The organism is Isoptericola sediminis, from assembly GCF_013085345.1.
Taxonomy (GTDB): Bacteria; Actinomycetota; Actinomycetes; order Actinomycetales; family Cellulomonadaceae; genus Isoptericola; species Isoptericola sediminis.
Genome location: NZ_JABFAJ010000010.1, coordinates 111,063 through 126,908 on the forward strand (window position 1 = coordinate 111,063; position 15,846 = coordinate 126,908).

Annotated in this window: 15 protein-coding genes and 3 tRNA genes; 9 read left to right on the forward strand and 9 right to left on the reverse strand. The window is 72.5% G+C overall.

Annotated features, from left to right (window positions below):
* Positions 1-24: 24 nt before the first annotated feature.
* A complete protein-coding gene (locus tag HLI28_RS05725; protein WP_171246539.1) occupies positions 25-624 on the reverse strand; it encodes an antibiotic biosynthesis monooxygenase in 600 nt (199 codons plus the stop codon).
* Between the two features lie 254 nt (positions 625-878).
* Here HLI28_RS05725 and HLI28_RS15915 point away from each other — a divergent pair, with 254 nt between their 5' ends.
* The gene (locus HLI28_RS15915; RefSeq protein ID WP_171246540.1) at positions 879-1,928 is read left to right on the forward strand and encodes a D-alanyl-D-alanine carboxypeptidase family protein; all 1,050 of its coding nucleotides are present in this window, start codon (positions 879-881) and stop codon (positions 1,926-1,928) included.
* Between the two features lie 5 nt (positions 1,929-1,933).
* Here the strand turns inward: HLI28_RS15915 and HLI28_RS05735 are convergent, their stop codons facing one another.
* Positions 1,934-2,278, reverse strand: a complete 345-nt coding sequence (locus HLI28_RS05735) for a metallopeptidase family protein (protein WP_171246569.1) — start codon at positions 2,276-2,278, stop codon at positions 1,934-1,936.
* Between the two features lie 76 nt (positions 2,279-2,354).
* On the opposite strand from HLI28_RS05735, the gene HLI28_RS05740 reads away from it, so the two are divergent.
* The 6 genes from HLI28_RS05740 (at position 2,355) to HLI28_RS05765 (ending at position 4,551) form a co-directional block, all read left to right on the forward strand.
* Positions 2,355-2,427: transfer RNA gene (locus HLI28_RS05740), tRNA-Glu, on the forward strand.
* 179 nt (positions 2,428-2,606) lie between these two features.
* Positions 2,607-2,680, forward strand: a tRNA-Asp gene (locus tag HLI28_RS05745).
* Positions 2,681-2,729: 49 nt separating this feature from the next.
* Positions 2,730-2,802: transfer RNA gene (locus HLI28_RS05750), tRNA-Phe, on the forward strand.
* Positions 2,803-3,044: 242 nt separating this feature from the next.
* On the forward strand, positions 3,045-3,584 hold the full coding sequence (locus HLI28_RS05755) for a beta-class carbonic anhydrase (RefSeq protein ID WP_246246435.1): 540 nt from the start codon (positions 3,045-3,047) through the stop codon (positions 3,582-3,584).
* A 224-nt stretch (positions 3,585-3,808) separates the two neighbouring features.
* A complete protein-coding gene (locus tag HLI28_RS05760) occupies positions 3,809-4,225 on the forward strand; it encodes a phage holin family protein (protein WP_171246541.1) in 417 nt (138 codons plus the stop codon).
* Positions 4,222-4,551, forward strand: coding sequence for a DUF3618 domain-containing protein (locus HLI28_RS05765; protein ID WP_304602703.1), 330 nt, complete (start codon positions 4,222-4,224; stop codon positions 4,549-4,551). The genes HLI28_RS05760 and HLI28_RS05765 overlap by 4 nt, the downstream gene beginning before the upstream one ends.
* Positions 4,552-4,612: 61 nt before the next feature.
* Here the strand turns inward: HLI28_RS05765 and HLI28_RS05770 are convergent, their stop codons facing one another.
* On the reverse strand, positions 4,613-4,867 hold the full coding sequence (locus HLI28_RS05770) for a BldC family transcriptional regulator (protein WP_171246542.1): 255 nt from the start codon (positions 4,865-4,867) through the stop codon (positions 4,613-4,615).
* Positions 4,868-5,239: 372 nt separating this feature from the next.
* On the opposite strand from HLI28_RS05770, the gene HLI28_RS05775 reads away from it, so the two are divergent.
* Positions 5,240-5,440 carry a DUF3073 domain-containing protein gene (locus HLI28_RS05775; RefSeq protein WP_171246543.1) on the forward strand — a complete coding sequence of 67 codons (201 nt, stop codon included), beginning with the start codon at positions 5,240-5,242 and terminating at the stop codon, positions 5,438-5,440.
* A gap of 99 nt (positions 5,441-5,539) precedes the next feature.
* Here the strand turns inward: HLI28_RS05775 and purM are convergent, their stop codons facing one another.
* From purM to HLI28_RS05805, 6 genes are all read right to left on the reverse strand, one after another.
* Positions 5,540-6,691: a phosphoribosylformylglycinamidine cyclo-ligase gene (gene purM / locus HLI28_RS05780; RefSeq protein WP_425483382.1), complete on the reverse strand. Its 1,152-nt coding sequence runs from the start codon at positions 6,689-6,691 to the stop codon at positions 5,540-5,542.
* Positions 6,688-8,235 carry an amidophosphoribosyltransferase gene (gene purF, locus HLI28_RS05785; protein ID WP_171246545.1) on the reverse strand — a complete coding sequence of 516 codons (1,548 nt, stop codon included), beginning with the start codon at positions 8,233-8,235 and terminating at the stop codon, positions 6,688-6,690. Before purF ends, purM begins: the two co-directional genes overlap by 4 nt.
* Positions 8,236-8,308: 73 nt before the next feature.
* Positions 8,309-8,680, reverse strand: a complete 372-nt coding sequence (locus HLI28_RS05790; RefSeq protein ID WP_171246546.1) for a hypothetical protein — start codon at positions 8,678-8,680, stop codon at positions 8,309-8,311.
* Positions 8,681-8,790: 110 nt separating this feature from the next.
* Positions 8,791-11,361, reverse strand: coding sequence for an ExeM/NucH family extracellular endonuclease (locus HLI28_RS05795; RefSeq protein ID WP_171246547.1), 2,571 nt, complete (start codon positions 11,359-11,361; stop codon positions 8,791-8,793).
* A gap of 157 nt (positions 11,362-11,518) precedes the next feature.
* Positions 11,519-11,890: a sterol carrier family protein gene (locus HLI28_RS05800; RefSeq protein ID WP_171246548.1), complete on the reverse strand. Its 372-nt coding sequence runs from the start codon at positions 11,888-11,890 to the stop codon at positions 11,519-11,521.
* A gap of 22 nt (positions 11,891-11,912) precedes the next feature.
* Positions 11,913-13,388, reverse strand: coding sequence for an RNB domain-containing ribonuclease (locus tag HLI28_RS05805; RefSeq protein ID WP_171246549.1), 1,476 nt, complete (start codon positions 13,386-13,388; stop codon positions 11,913-11,915).
* A 179-nt stretch (positions 13,389-13,567) separates the two neighbouring features.
* On the opposite strand from HLI28_RS05805, the gene HLI28_RS05810 reads away from it, so the two are divergent.
* Positions 13,568-15,799, forward strand: a complete 2,232-nt coding sequence (locus HLI28_RS05810; protein ID WP_171246550.1) for an NADP-dependent isocitrate dehydrogenase — start codon at positions 13,568-13,570, stop codon at positions 15,797-15,799.
* Positions 15,800-15,846 lie beyond the last annotated feature (47 nt).

Here is a 15,846-nt window from a genome sequence, read left to right on the forward strand (position 1 = left end):
GGATCGTGCGCAGCCGCCGGCGGGTCAGGACGTGGACGGGGCGAACCGTCGGCGCGGCGGCCGGTGCAGCCAGGTGCGGAGCCGACCGGTCACCCAGGGCAGCACCCAGAACGACATGATCGGGGTGAGGATCAGCGTCGTGATCAGGACCTGGAGCACCAGCGGCAACCCGTCGAAGGCGGGGACCAGCCAGGCCACCAGAGCGGTGAACGTCAGGTTGACGGGGAAGAACCCGAGCCAGATCGCGATCGACTGCTTCCACCGGGGCGGAGCCGGCAGCAGCGGTGGGCCGGACGGCTCGTCCTGGCGCAGGGGCGGGTCGAACCATCCCTCGATGCCGGTCCGCTTCGTGACGGCGTGCTCGGTGACGAGCCCCTCGCCCTCGGCGAGCCAGCTCCGGCGATCGGCGGAGGTCTCCCAGGCCTCGAGACGTTCGGCGTCGGCGAACCGGTAGAGCATGATCCAGTCCGTCGACCCCTCGGCGGCGCGGATCCACCCGGAGCCCAGGAACCCGGGCCACCGGTTGGCGAGCCGGACACCCGCCTGGACCCAGGCGGTCACCTCGGGCACTCGGTCGGGGCTGACGATACGGTGGATCGACACGGTCACGGGTGTGGGCGTCATGCCCGTAGTGTTCGTGGTGCGGTGCCCCGGGGCGAAACCGGGACGCGTGACCGGGACGCTTCCGTTCAGGATGCGGACCACCACCGCCATCGGGTGCGGGATGCGGCTTTCGCCCCCTCTTCACCGACGCGGCGCACTTCGCCCGCGAGACTCTCGACCGATCGTCCCCTCCTCGGCAGAGTGCTGTCACATCGAGGCACCACGATGGTCTGCGGCCCGAAACCCGGACCCCGAGTACTTCCAAGGACATCCCCGTGATCGCACCTCGCTTGACCCTGCCCTGGCGCCGGACCGGCAGCCGCGTCGCGCCCCGGCACCGGATCGGCGCGACGCGCAGCCCCCGCACCGCCGTCGGCGGTGCCATGGCCGGCCTGGCCCTGACGGCCGCCGTCGCGACCGCCGTCACCCCCGGCATCGCCGACGCCGAGACGGGCACCCTCGCCGAGACGCGCGGCGCCGCGAGCCCCGCGCCGTCGGACGACCCGACCGCGTCCGTCGTCACCTCCGACGACAGCGCCACCCTCACCGCGACGGCCGCCCTGCACCGGGCCGAGACCGTCGTCCAGCAGACCGAGTCCCTGCCGCGCAAGCAGGAGCGCCGGATCGAGCGCCGCGCGGAGAAGCTGTCCGCGATGCTCGAGACGCGCTCGGAGGCCGGCGCCTCCCGTGCCGCCGAGCGCGCCCCGTTGTCGGCGGCCGACCAGGGCTCGGCGACGACGAAGGCCACCGAGAAGTCGCTGACGACGACGGCCCAGGAGCTCACGAAGCTGCTGGACCGTGCGCAGACCTCGGCGGTCGACGTCGAGGCGGCCCCACCGACGCCGCGCGAGGTCGCGAAGGAGCAGGCGACCAAGGCCGAGAAGGCCGCGAAGAAGATCTCCCGGCACGCGGACTCCCTCGACGGGTTCGCCAACGGCAAGATCCCCGGCGGCAAGCTGAAGAACCTCTCCTTCGCCAAGGGCGAGACCCTGCGTGCCGACGCCGCGGCGCAGCTCGAGCGGCTCAACGTCGCCTACCGCGCCAAGTTCGGCCGGAGCCTGTCGGTCAACGACTCCTACCGGTCGTACTCCTCGCAGGTCGCCACCCGCGCGAGCAAGGGCTACATGGCGGCCGTGCCGGGCTACTCGAACCACGGCTGGGGTGTGGCCGTCGACCTCGGGGACGGCGTCGAGTCCTTCGGCACCGCCGAGTACACCTGGATGCGCAAGCACGCCCCGGAGTTCGGCTGGGACAACCCCGCGTGGGCCCGCGCCGACGGGCGCAAGCCGGAGGCCTGGCACTGGGAGTACAAGCCGATCGGCTGACGCGGTCAGCCCCAGCCGAGCTCGTGCAGGCGGTCGTCGTCGATCCCGAAGTGGTGGGCGATCTCGTGCACCACGGTGACGGCGACCTCCTCGGCGACCTCGTCCGGCGAGGAGCAGATCGCCAGGGTCGGGTGCCGGTAGATCGTGATGCGGTCCGGCAGCGAGCCGGCGGCCCAGCCCTGGTCCCGTTCGGTGAGCGGCACCCCCTCGTACAGCCCGAGGAGCTCGGGGTCGTCCGCCGGGGCGTCGTCCTCGACCAGCACCACGACGTTGTCCATCAGACGGGTCAGCTGTTCCGGGACCTGGTCGAGGCCCTCGGAGACGGCGGCCTCGAACTCCTCGCGCGACATCTCCACCACCGGTCCATCCTCCCTCACGGGCGGAGGAGACCCGGTCGGCGGGTGACCGGTATGCTGTCCCCGGCCGGCCCCCATCGTCTAGCGGCCTAGGACCCCGCCCTTTCACGGCGGTAGCACGGGTTCGAATCCCGTTGGGGGTACTCAGCAGGCGCCCCGGCGTCCGCACGGGTCGGCTGTCGGCGTGGCCTGTGCCACGTCCGGCACCGGCATCAGGAGTGTTTCTCCTGGTCAGGATCCGATTTTCAGATCCGGGCCAGCATGGGGTACGCTTCTTCTCGGCTCGAAACGAGCACCTCGATCGGGAGATCATCTCGATCATGGCCCTGTAGCGCAGTTGGTTAGCGCGCCGCCCTGTCACGGCGGAGGTCGCGGGTTCAAGTCCCGTCAGGGTCGCGCATGAGCGCCCGGAACGTCGGCAACGGCGCCCGGGCTTTCGTGTCCTGGCTCTGTAGCTCAGTTGGTAGAGCGTTCGACTGAAAATCGAAAGGTCACCGGATCGACGCCGGTCGGAGCCACCCCGACAAGACCCCCCGGACCTCAGGTCCGGGGGGTCTTGTGTTGCGGCCGTCGAGCACTCGTCCTGGACCGAACGTCCGGCCTGCTTCCGGCCTCGTCGGCGCCGTCGAACACCGCCCGTGCGGCGACCGGCCCCCACCGCCCGTAGCCTGTGGACGAGCGCCGCACCGATCCCGACCCCGCGCCGCACCGGAGGACGCCATGTCCGTGCTCGACGAGATTCTGGACGCGAACCGGGCCTATGCCGCCGACTTCGGCGCGGTCCGAGCTGGCGCTGCCGCCCGCGCGCGGCTTCGCCATCCTCACCTGCATGGACGCCCGGCTCGACCCGGCGAAGTACGCGGGCCTCGCCGAGGGCGACGCCCACGTCATCCGCAACGCCGGCGGGCGGGCTTCCGACGACGCCATCCGCTCCTTGGTGATCTCGTACAAGCTGCTCGGCACGCGCGAGTTCTTCGTGATCCACCACACGGACTGCGGCATGGAGTTCTTCACCGACGAGGTGATGAGCGGACTGCTGGCGCAGAGCCTCGAGACCGCTGAGCTCGGACCCGACGGCTTCCGCGACGTCGGGGAGGGCCCGGGCACGAACGCCGGCGCCGACGTCGACTGGCTCACGATCTCCGACCGTGCCCAGGCCGTCGTCGACGACGTCGTGCGCATCAGGAACAGCCCGCTCGTGCCGGGCCGGATCCCCGTCCACGGGTTCGTGTACGACGTCCGCACCGGCCGACTGGTCGAGATCGAGGCCGCCACCGCAGCCGGTCGCGCCACCGACTGACGACGCGACCCTCGGTCATGACCGCGCCGTCGGCCCCGGACGGCGCATCGGGTCGACGCCGGCCGGAGCCACCTCGCACAAGACCCCTCGGACATCGCGTCCGGGGGGTCTTGTCGTCCGCTCCGGAGGCCCGGCTCGACGACGCGCCGGGCTGTTGGAATTGCCTGGACCGGCCAGGACGGGTTGAGTGGTACCCACGAACGCGTCGAGGAGGGGAACTGTCGATGACGGACTGGGACGACGGGCGGACTCCGCCCGCCGAGCGGCCCCCGAGCGTGGGCCGGCTCGTGGAGAAGATCTCGGAGCAGGCCACCCGCCTGGTGCGGGCCGAGATCGCGCTCGCGAAGGCGGAGGCGGCGGAGAAGGCGAAGCGGTCCGGCATCGGCGCCGGTCTGATCGCCGTGGCGCTCGTCGTGGTGCTCTACGCGGTCGGCGTCCTGATCTGGTCCGCGATCCTCGGTCTCGCCGAGGCCTGGCCCCTGTGGCTGTCCGCCCTGGTGGTCGGTGTGGCGCTCGTGCTGTTCGCCGGACTGCTCGTGGGGATCGGTGCCGCTCAGCTCAAGCAGGCGAGCACCCGGCCCGAGACGATCGACCGGGTCAAGGAGGACGTCAGCACCGTCAAGGAGGGGATGAAGCGGTGAGCCAGCAGTCCACGACCGACCCGGCGATGCAGAACGGCGTGCCGGCACGGAGCCGTGAGGAGCTCCAGGCCGACGTCGTCGACGCCCGCCGCGAGCTGGGTGACGCCCTCGACGCGCTGACCACGCGCCTCTCCCCCGCCCACCAGGCGTCACGGCTGGCGCACGGCACGAGGCAGGCCGCGACGGACGCGCGGGGCCTGTTCGACGGGACCGGTCTGCCCGACGACGCACCCCGGTCGCGCAACGTCAAGATCCTCCTGGGCGCGGCGGCCCTCGGCGCGGCAGCCCTGACCGCACTCGTCGTCCGGGCGGTCGCTCGACGCTGAGCGACGCCGGCGCGCCGACCGTCCGGGCCCCTCGTCGGGCGCCCGCCGCGGCTGGTGCGCCCTACTTGTTCTGGTCGCCCGCGCTGTCGGGCGTACCGCCCGCGTTCGCCGCGGCCTCCGCCTCGGCGGCGTCCGACGCGGCACCGAGCAGCGCCCGGACCTCGGACTCCTTGTAGCGGCGATGGCCACCCAGCGTGCGGATCGACGAGAGCTTGCCGGCCTTGGCCCACCTCGTGACCGTCTTCGGGTCGACACGGAACAGGCTGGCCACCTCGGCGGGCGTCAACAGGACCTCGGAGTCACCGTGGAACGACATCCCCTGCACCTCCTGGCATGCGACCGGTCCGGACGGCGCCCGGACAGCTCGACGGCCGTGTCTTGCCATTGTGGGCAGAAAGTGGGATTGAGGCGACTTGAACCGTCGAGCCCGCCTCGCACCGCTGGTCCGGGCTGTCCGCGACGTCCCCCGTGCCGACCGCCTCGCCACACTCCGATCGGTACGTGACATATGTCACGACGCGGCCCGGTACGGCGTCCACCCAGGACACGCCACCGCCGGAATGCCCGATCGAGTGGAGGGAATGCCTGAGCACCATGTACCGTTGGAACCTGAACAGACGAAATCTTCTCTCGGGGCCGCGCGTCTGGGACGTCGCCGCCCCGCTCCTACGTTGAGGGGGTCGGAGCCATGGGCCGCGGCCGTCAGAAGGCTAAGCAGACCAAAGTTGCTCGCGCGCTGAAGTACTACAGCCCTGAGACGAACTACCACGCGCTGGAGCAGGAGCTGAAGGCCTCCCAGACCGACGTCGTCACCGACGACCGGTGGGGAAGCACCGCGGACTCCGCCTACGACAACGACGCGGACTGGGACGACGACCGACGATACTGACGCTCGACGGCACCCGGAGCGTCTCGGACGACCACCGAAGGGCCGGACGGTGAGCACCGTCCGGCCTCTCGTGCACCTGGGGCCGGACGGCACCGCCGCTCAGCGGTAGTCGCCGACGAGCCGCACCGCGCCCGCCCGGACACCCTTCGTTCCTGCGACGAGGTCGTCGCCGGCGTCCGCGGGGTCGAGGGCCGCGACCGTGCCCAGGGTCCAGGCGCGCACCCCCCGCTCCTGCAGCAGCGTGAGGGCGGCATCTGCGCCGTCCGCCGCGACGACCGCCACCATGCCGACACCGAGGTTGAGCGTGTTCTCCAGGTCGCCCCGCGGCACGTCGCCCAGGTCGCGCACCGTGCGGAAGACCGCGGGCACCTCCCAGCTGGACCGGTCGACCGTGGCGACCGTGCCCACCGGCAGCACCCGTGCCAGGTTCGCCGCCAGTCCGCCGCCGGTGACGTGCGTGAACGCGTGCACCTGCGCGGCCTCGTCGCGGGCGAGCGCCAGGCAGTCGGCGGCGTAGACGCGCGTCGGCTCGAGCAGCTCCTCGCCCAGCGTCCGCCCGAACTCCTCGACGTGCCGGTCCAGCGCCCAGCCGGCATGCCTGATCACGGCACGCACCAGCGAGTAGCCGTTGGAGTGGACACCGCTGGATGCCATGCCGATCAGCACGTCCCCGGCCCGCACCCGGTCCGGTCCGAGCACGTCGTCGGCCTCGACCACACCGGTGGCCGCGCCCGCCACGTCGTACTCGTCGGCGGCGAGCAGCCCGGGGTGCTCCGCGGTCTCCCCGCCGACCAGGGCGGTCCCGGCGACCTCGCAGGCGCGGGCGATCCCGCGGACGATGTCGGCCACCCGGTCGGGGACGACCTTGCCGGTCGCGATGTAGTCGGTCATGAACAGCGGCTCGGCACCCACCACGACGATGTCGTCGACGACCATGCCCACGAGGTCGAAGCCGATCGTGTCGTGGACGTCCAGGGCCTGGGCGATGGCGACCTTCGTGCCGACGCCGTCCGTCGAGGTCGCCAGCAACGGCTTGCGGTAGCGCGTCAGCGCCGATGCGTCGTACAGACCCGCGAACCCCCCGACACCACCGAGCACCTCGGGCCCCTGGGTGCGGCGGACGGCGTCCTTCATCAGCTCGACGGCCCGGTCACCGGCTTCGGTGTCGACACCGGCGGCGGCATAGGTGAGGCGTTCGGTCACGTGTTCTTCAGACTCCTGGTCGGACGGTGGCGGGGTCGCCGGGGTCACGGGTGCTCGAGCGCCGACTGGCCGCCCACACCGACGGAGAGCTGGGACAGCCCGTCCTCCGGGGCGCCGAGCGGCAGCTCGGACTGCTCGAGCAGGTGCTTGCCGAGCCGGTCCTCCTCGGGCAGCTCGATCGGGTACTCCCCGGTGAAGCACGCCGCGCACAGCCTCGAGGCGGGCTGCTCCGTCGCGGCGATCATGCCCTCGGTCGAGATGTAGCCCAGGGAGTCCGCCCCGAGCGACTGCCCGATCTCGCTCGGGGTCAGGCCGTTGGCGATGAGCTCGGCACGGGAGGCGAAGTCGATGCCGTAGAAGCACGGCCACTTCACCGGCGGGGACGAGATGCGCACGTGCACCTCGGCGGCGCCGGCCTCACGGAGCATCCGGATCAGCGCGCGCTGGGTGTTCCCCCGCACGATCGAGTCGTCGACGACGACGAGGCGCTTGCCGCGGATGACCTCGCGCAGCGGGTTGAGCTTCAGGCGGATGCCGAGCTGGCGCAGGGTGTCCGACGGCTGGATGAAGGTCCGGCCGACGTAGGCGTTCTTCGTCAGTCCCTGACCGAACGGGATCCCGGACTCGGCCGCGTACCCCGTCGCGGCCGGCGTGCCCGACTCCGGCACGGGCATGACCAGGTCGGCGTCCACGGGGTGCTCGCGCGCGAGGACGCGTCCCATCTCGACCCGGGCGGCGTGCACCGGTCGGCCCTGGATGGTGTTGTCCGGGCGGGCCAGGTACACGTACTCGAACACGCAGCCGGCGCGCTCGACCGGGGCGAACCGGGTGGAGCGCAGACCGTCGTCGTCGATGCAGATCAGCTCGCCGGGCTCGACCTCCCGCACGAAGGAGGCGCCCACGATGTCCAGGGCGGGCGTCTCGGAGGCGACCACCCAGCCCCGCTGCGTGCGGCCCAGCACGAGCGGCCGGACGCCCTGCGGGTCGCGGGCCGCGTAGAGGGCGTGCTCGTCCATGAACACCAGCGAGAAGGCGCCCCGCAGCCGCGGCAGCACCTCGAGCGCCGTCTGCTCCAGGGTGTGGTCCTCGTCGCCGGCCAGGAGCGCCGTGATGAGCGCGGTGTCGGTCGTGTTGCCGCGGGCCAGCTCGCCCCGGCGCTGGGCGCCGTACCGCTCGGCCACGAGGTCGACCAGCTCGGCGGTGTTGGTCAGGTTGCCGTTGTGCCCGAGGGCGACGGTCCCGGCCGCGGTCGCGCCGAGGGTCGGCTGCGCGTTCTCCCAGGTGACGCCGCCCGTGGTCGAGTACCGGCAGTGGCCGACGGCGATGTGCCCGGCCAGCGCGTTGAGCGCGGTCTCGTCGAAGACCTGGGAGACCAGGCCCATGTCCTTGTAGACCAGGATCTGCTCACCGTTGCTGGTGGCGATCCCGGCGGACTCCTGCCCCCGGTGCTGCAGGGCGTACAGGCCGAAGTAGGTGAGCTTCGCGACCTCTTCACCGGGGGCCCAGACACCGAAGACCCCGCAGGCGTCCTGCGGGCCCTTCTCGCCGGGCAAGAGGTCGTGGTTCAGGCGGCCGTCGGGGCGCAAGGGCATGTGTCGAGTATCCCACACACGTGTCCGGGGATCGTCGCCGCGGTCGTCCCCCGGGACGGCCGCGGCCCGACCGTCAGCGACGTCGCAGGCTGCGCCGGTCGGCGAGCACCGCGAGACCCCCCGCGAGGAGCACGAAGAGGGTCGTCGTGCCCAGCGTGAAGACGGAGACGAAGACGCCCGGCTTGAGCAGGAGGATCTCCTCGTCGACCGCGACGCTCGTGAGCCAGGTGCCGGCGACGACGCCGACCACGAGACCCACGATCGCGCCGACGGTGAAGAACGCGCGGTAGCGCGGAGCCCGGCGGACCCGGGTCGGGTCGACGAGCAGGTGGTCCTCCGCGTCGTCGTCGGCGACGGCGCCGCCGGACGTCACGCCCTGGTCCGGCCGGGTCTCCTCGACGGCGTCGGGGGTGTCGGCGGGCTGCTCGGGAGAGGTGCTGCTCACCCGACGAGCCTATCGCCCCCGGCGACAGCACCCGGTGGCGAACCCGGCGGCCCGGGCGGGCGCGTCGTCATGACGCGCCCGCCCGGACCGCCGGTCGGCTCACCGGCAGGTCAGCCGCCGTGGGTGCCGCGCGCCTCGGCGACACGGTCCTCGGCCCAGGCCGGGGCACCCGGCACCAGGTCCAGCCCCACCAGCAGCGGGTCGTGGTCGGAGGACCGGAACGGCGACTCGTCGTACAAAAGGGTCACGTTGTCGTTGTACCGGGTGTACTCGTTCGCGACCGGCTCGTAGGCGTTGATGTTCCAGATGTCCGCGCCGGTGACGTCCTCGAGCGCGCCCTCCGAGGCGAGCACGTGGTCGAGCGAGCCGACCTGGCCGCCGTAGTTGTACGTGTACTCGCCGGTGGTCGGACCGAGGTCCGTGTACCCGGCCTCGGTCAGCACCATGATCGGGTCCTCCTGCTCGTAGGCGTTGAAGTCACCCACCAGCAGGACGCGGTCGGTGCGGGCGTCGGCCGCGACCTCGTCGGCGAACTCCACGAGCGCGGTCGCCTGGCGGACGCGGGACTCGTTGTTGTTGCCCTGCCCGTCACCGCTGTCGACGTCCCCCGGCCACGGACCGAGCGAGCCCTTGGACTTGAAGTGGTTGGTGATCACCACGACGTCGTCCACGGCGGCCGCCGTCTTGCCGCCCGCGGGCTGGAACACCTGGGCCAGCGGCTCACGGGCGTTCTGGAAGGCCACCGGGGCGTCGGTGAGGATCCGCGACTCGCCCACCGGCTCGGCACCGGCCGTGCGGTAGATGAACGCGTTGCGGATGACGTCCTCGTCCGCCGGCAGCTCGGCCGGCGAGGGGACGAACGCCCAGGTGTCGTCACCGTCGACCGCGTTGAGCGCGTCGACGAGGTCGGACAGCGCCTGGTCCCGGTCCTTGCCGAACGCGGCGGAGTTCTCGATCTCCTCCAGGGCCACGACGTCCGCGCCCAGAGCGCTGATGGCCGCGACGATCTTGGTCTCCTGGCGCTCGAGGTTCTCGGCGTCCGCGGCCCCGCGGGCCAGGCACCCGCCACGCACGCTGATCGGCTCGCCCTCGCGGTCCGTGTAGTACGAGCATCCGTCGAGCTGGTCGCCGGTGGTGGTGAAGTAGTTGAGCACGTTGAACGTCGCGACCTGCAGGTCACCGCCCACGTCCTGCGGCGAGGACTCGCGGGTGTTCTCGAAGGTCGCGGGCTGCACGCCGTCGGCGTTCTCCCCGGTGAGCTGCTGCTGCGGCTGGAACGACCAGGCGCCGTACCGGTAGTCGAGGACCACGGGACCGGTGAACGTCACGGAGGCCCCGACGCGCACCGGGTCGGTGCCGTTCAGCCAGGGCAGCGGCGTGCTGCTCCGCGAGGAGCTGCCGTAGTTCCACGACGACCCGTCGTCGAGCTGCACGGCGAGCGCCTCGTTCTCCGCCGCCTGCGCGGCCGCCTCGTCCGACCCGGGACGACCCGCCGACGTGGGCTGCACGAGGGGGCTGTCCCCGGCCGCCAGGCCGACGGTGCCGTAGGAGTTCGTCGAGTAGTTGTCGGTGACGGTGAACTCGCCCGCGGGCGCGAGGAGCATGTTCTCCAGCGCCTCGCGCTCGGGCTCGGTGGCGGGCCAGCCCGTGACCGTCGGCTCGACCGGTGCGGCGGCCTCGTCCAGCACCGTCCAGGACTCGGCGGAGACCTGGGTCAGCCCGTAGTAGTCGCCGGCCTCGCCGGTGACCTCGACGTGGTCGCCCACGGCGACCTCCTGGGCACCCGCACGGGTGTAGACGAACACCGCGTCCGAGGCGCCGGGGGTGGCGTCGTCGGCGGGGTCGCCGCCCGTGCCGGCGGTCTGCAGGGTGAAGCCGTCGAACCCGCCGGTCGGGTAGGCCGCCGTGACGACGCCGCGCGTGGTCACGTCCTGGCCGTCGAGCGGGGACGAGTCCCCCGTGCCCTGGATCTCGGCGATCGGCACGAGCTCGGGCTCCGGCTCGGGCTCGGGCTCCGGGTCGGTGCCCGGCGTCGTCCCGCTGTTCTGCGGGGTGGGCTCACCGGTCACGAAGTCCGCCGCGTTGTCCACGGTGTTCTTGTGCTCGACGCGGGCGACCGAGACGGCGTTGCTCGTCCCCGGCGCGGGGCCCGCACCGAGGAACGTGTTCGCCGAGCCCCAGCCGACCAGGTCGACGAGGTCGGCGACCTCGGCACAGGCGCTGCCGGTGCAGTCGAGACGGTCGGTGGAGCGGACCAGGGCCACCTCGGCGCCGGAGCCGGACATGAAGATGCCGCCCTCGACGTCCGGCGTCGGCAGGTCCGGCTGCGAGTCGTCGTTGCCCGGCGCCTGGGCGACGAGGAAGGACCCTCCGGCCGGGATCTCACCGGTGAGGTCCGTCTGGGAGGACCAGGTGGTCCCGCCGGCGGAGCCGTACTGCACGGACCAGCCGTCCAGGGAGACGGGCTCGTCACCGGGGTTGTACAGCTCGACGAAGTCGCGGTCGTAAGCGCCGCCGTTGTTGCCGCCGCCGCCGTAGACCTCGTCGATGAGGACGGGCGCGTCCACGGACGGCACAGCGGCCGCGGGGAGCGCGGCGACGGACGGGACGGCGAGGGTGGCCGCCAGCACCGCGGCGTACCCGGTACGGCGCGGGGGTCTGGCAGATGAGGTGCGGGTCACGCTGATCCTCCAGGGCAGGGATGACAGGACGCCCAGCGAAGCAGCATCCTGTGAACCCCAGTTGAACCGCAGGTCACGAGCGTGATGCCGACAGGGGGCGGGTGGCCGCGAGAGTAGCGGTCGGTACCGACGAAAGCACGGCGACAGGCCGTGTCGGTCAGCGCTCGCGCGCCGCCTGCAACGGCAGCCACGCGCTGAGGTCGGCGCGTTCCCCCGAGGCGCGGACCCTGCCCGCGGCCGCCGCGTCAGCCCAGCGGCTCCGTCCCGTGGCGAGGCCGAGCCAGGTGTCGACGTCGGTCTCGACGACGTTGGGCGGCGTCCCGCGGGTGTGCCGGGGCCCCGGGACTGCCTGGACGGCACCGGCCGGGGGCACGCGGACCTCGACGGCGTTGCCGGGCGCGACGGCGGCCAGCTCCTCGAGGGTGAACCGCACCGCCGTCGTCGTCGTACGCCGGTCGGCGTCCCCGGCGAGCCAGGACGCGACGGCGGCACGTCCGGTCGCCGGATCGGTCCGTCGTCGCGCAGGCATGGCGACACCATAGGCCGAACGGTCAGGGCGCGGTGAACAGCACCCGGCGGTCGGCCACCGACGCCTCGGCGAGGGTGACCTTGATCCGCTCGCCCAGCGGGAGCTCGGTGCCCTGGACCCGGGCCCGCACCGCCGGGTCGCGCAGCATCACCTCGCCCCGCCGCAGGCCGTCCGGCCGGGGCTCCCCGCCGTCGTCGACCACCACGGCCTCGAAGCGGCGCCCCACCCGCGGGGCGAGCAGCGCCGCCTCGACGATGTCGATGCACGACCGCTCGAACGCGGCCTCGCGCGCCGTGGCCGCACCCATCGTGCCCGGCAGGTGCGGCAACGCCTCCAGCACCCACCCGGGGACGTCCCGGCCGGCCGACTGGGCGAGACAGACCTCCGTCGCGTACCGGTCCGCGAGGCGGCGCAGCGGTGCCGTCACGTGGGCGTACTCGGCCCCGACGGCGGCGTGGCGGGCGTCGTCCGGCAACCCGACCCGCGCCCCGCCGCCGGGCCCGGGGACCCCGAAGGCCAGGTAGCCGGCCCCCCGGAAGAGGGTGGTCGCCTCGGTGAGGAAGGCCGCGTGCGCGGCACGGCGGGACTCGACGGTCGACAGCATCTCGCCGTACGGGACGTCGTCGGGCCAGTCGATCCCGAGCGCGGCCGCCGTGCGACGCAGCCGCCGGACGTCCTGCTCCTGGGCGGGCGGCAGCGTGCGCAGCAGACCCACACCGGCCTCGCGCATCAGCCGGGCCGCCGCGATGCCCGTCAGCAGGGAGATCTGGGCGTTCCACGACTCGACGGGCAGCGTCCGGCGCAGCTCCAGGTCGAAGGAACCGTCCGCGCGCTGCACGACCTCCTGCTCGGGCACGTCGAGGGAGACCCCGCCGCGGTCCCGTTCGCGCTGCTGGCGCAGCCGCCCGACGTCGGCCAGGTGGACCAGGGACTCCGGCGCGGTGCCGGAGTCGAGCGCCGTCTGCGCCTCGCCGTAGGTCAGCCGGGCGCGGGAACGGACGACCGCGCGCGTCACGGAGACGCTGCCGATCTCACCGGAGGAGTCGAGGGAGACGGTCCACAGCACCACCGGCCGGTCCTCCTCCGGCAGCAGGCTCGCCGCGCCCTCGGACAGCACGGAGGGGTAGAGCAGCGAGCGGGTGTCGGGGCCGTAGTAGGTCACCCCGCGCCGGTGCACCTCGGTGTCGAGCGCCCCGCCGGGCGAGACGAAGGCCGCGGTGTCCGCGACGGCGTACCGCACGATGTACCCGTGACCCGAGCTGGCCACGTGGACGGCCTGGTCCAGGTCCTTCGACCCGGCCGGGTCGATCGTCACGAAGCCGATGTCCCGCCGGTCCTGGCGGAAGTCCTTCAGGTCGCCCCGCGCGGCGGCCTCGGCCTCCGCCCGCGCCTCGGCCGGGTACATCGCCGGGAGCCCGATCTCGGCACGTAGCGTCGCCAGCGCACTCCCGACGTCCTCGGGGGTGGCGGACGCGATCCGGAGCTGGCGGATGGGCACGTCACGACGGTAGTGGGGCCTGCGCCTGATCGCGCGGGGAGACAGGAGCCGCGCCGTCGGACACGATGGGAACGCACGCGCACCGCCGCCCGGGCGCTCGCCGCGTGGTTTCGACACGGCCGCGGGCGGCAAAGTATCTTGATATCAAACCATCTCGTCGTCCCCAGGAGCACCTGCGCATGAACACCGAGTCCCGGCCTGCGGCCGGCAAGATCATCTACACGTACACCGACGAGGCGCCCCTGCTCGCCACCTACTCGTTCCTCCCGATCGTCCAGGCGTTCGCGGCGAAGGCCGGGATCGACGTCGAGACCCGCGACATCTCCCTGGCCGGACGCATCCTCGCCCAGTTCCCCGAGACCCTCGGCGAGGACCAGCGGGTCGAGGACGCCCTGGCCGAGCTCGGCCAGATGGCCACCACGCCCGAGGCGAACATCATCAAGCTGCCGAACATCTCGGCCTCCGTGCCGCAGCTCAAGGCCGCCGTCGCCGAGCTCCAGGAGGCCGGCTTCGCGATCCCCGACTACCCGGAGGAGCCGGCCACGGACGCCGAGCGCGAGGCCCGCGCCGCGTACGACAAGGTCAAGGGCTCCGCGGTGAACCCCGTGCTGCGCGAGGGCAACTCCGACCGGCGCGCCCCCTCGGCGGTCAAGAACTACGCCAAGGCGCACCCGCACCGCATGGGCGAGTGGACCGCGGACTCCAAGACCGAGGTCGCCACGATGGGCGCCCACGACTTCCGCTCGAACGAGCAGTCCGTCGTCATCCCGTCGGCGGACACGCTGACCATCCGCCTGCGCACCGCCGAGGGCACGCAGGTCCTCAAGGAGGGGCTGGCGGTCGAGGCCGGCGAGGTCGTCGACTCGACCTTCCTGTCGGTCAAGGCGCTGCACGCCTTCCTCGCCGAGCAGATCGAGCGGGCCAAGGCGGAGGACGTGCTGTTCTCCGCCCACCTCAAGGCCACCATGATGAAGGTCTCGGACCCGATCATCTTCGGCCACATCGTCGAGGCGTTCCTGCCGGAGGTCTTCGAGAAGTACGGCACCGAGCTCAAGGCCGCGGGCCTGTCCTCGCGCGACGGCCTCGGCGGCATCCTCAAGGGCCTGGACTCGCTCGAGCACGGCACCGAGGTCAAGGCGTCCATCGAGAAGGGGCTGGCCGACGGCCCGGCCCTGGCGATGGTCGACTCGGACCGCGGCATCACCAACCTGCACGTGCCCTCCGACGTCATCATCGACGCGTCCATGCCCGCCATGATCCGCATCGGCGGCCACATGTGGGGGCCCGACGGCGCCGAGCACGACACGCTCGCCGTCATCCCCGACTCCTCGTACGCCGGCGTGTACCAGGCCGTCATCGACGACTGCAAGGCCAAGGGCGCCCTCGACCCGGCCACGATGGGCTCCGTCCCGAACGTCGGCCTCATGGCGAAGAAGGCCGAGGAGTACGGCTCGCACGACAAGACCTTCGAGATCCCCGCCGACGGCACCGTCGAGGTCGTGAACTCCGCCGGCGACGTGCTCACCTCCCACGACGTCGAGGCCGGCGACATCTGGCGCGCCTGCCAGACCAAGGACGCCCCGATCCGCGACTGGGTCGCGCTGGCCGTGCGTCGCGCCCGCGAGTCCGGCGCCCCGGCGGTGTTCTGGCTGGACGAGACGCGTGCCCACGACGCCAACCTCATCGCGAAGCTCGAGCAGTACCTGCCGGAGCACGACACGGACGGCCTGGAGATCCTGGTCATGAACCCGGCCGAGGCCACGCGGTACTCGCTGGACCGCATGCGCGAGGGCCTGGACACCATCTCGGTGACCGGCAACGTGCTGCGCGACTACAACACGGACCTGTTCCCGATCCTCGAGGTCGGCACGTCGGCCAAGATGCTCTCGATCGTGCCGCTGATGAACGGTGGCGGGCTGTTCGAGACGGGTGCCGGCGGCTCCGCCCCGAAGCACGTCCAGCAGCTACTCGCCGAGAACTACCTGCGCTGGGACTCCCTCGGGGAGTTCTTCGCCCTGGCGGCGTCCTTCGAGCACCTGGCCAAGGCCGAGGACAACCCCCGCGCCCGGGTCCTGGCGGACACCCTGGACCGCGCGACCGAGACGTTCCTCCACGAGGACAAGGGCCCCTCGCGCCGCATCGGCGGGATCGACAACCGCGGCTCGCACTTCTACCTCGCCCTCTACTGGGCGCAGGAACTGGCGAAGCAGACCGAGGACCCCGCACTGGCGGAGGTCTTCGGCCCGCTCGCCGAGCAGCTCGCGGCCCAGGAGGCCACGATCGTCGACGAGATGGTCGCGGCGCAGGGCAACCCGGCCGACGTCGGCGGCTACTACCGGCCCGACGGCGACAAGGCCGCGGCCGTGATGCGTCCCTCCAAGACGCTCAACAGCGCGATCGACTCCTTCTGAGTCGCCCCGGCCGGTCCCTCAGGGGCCGGCACCCGACGGGTCGGCGC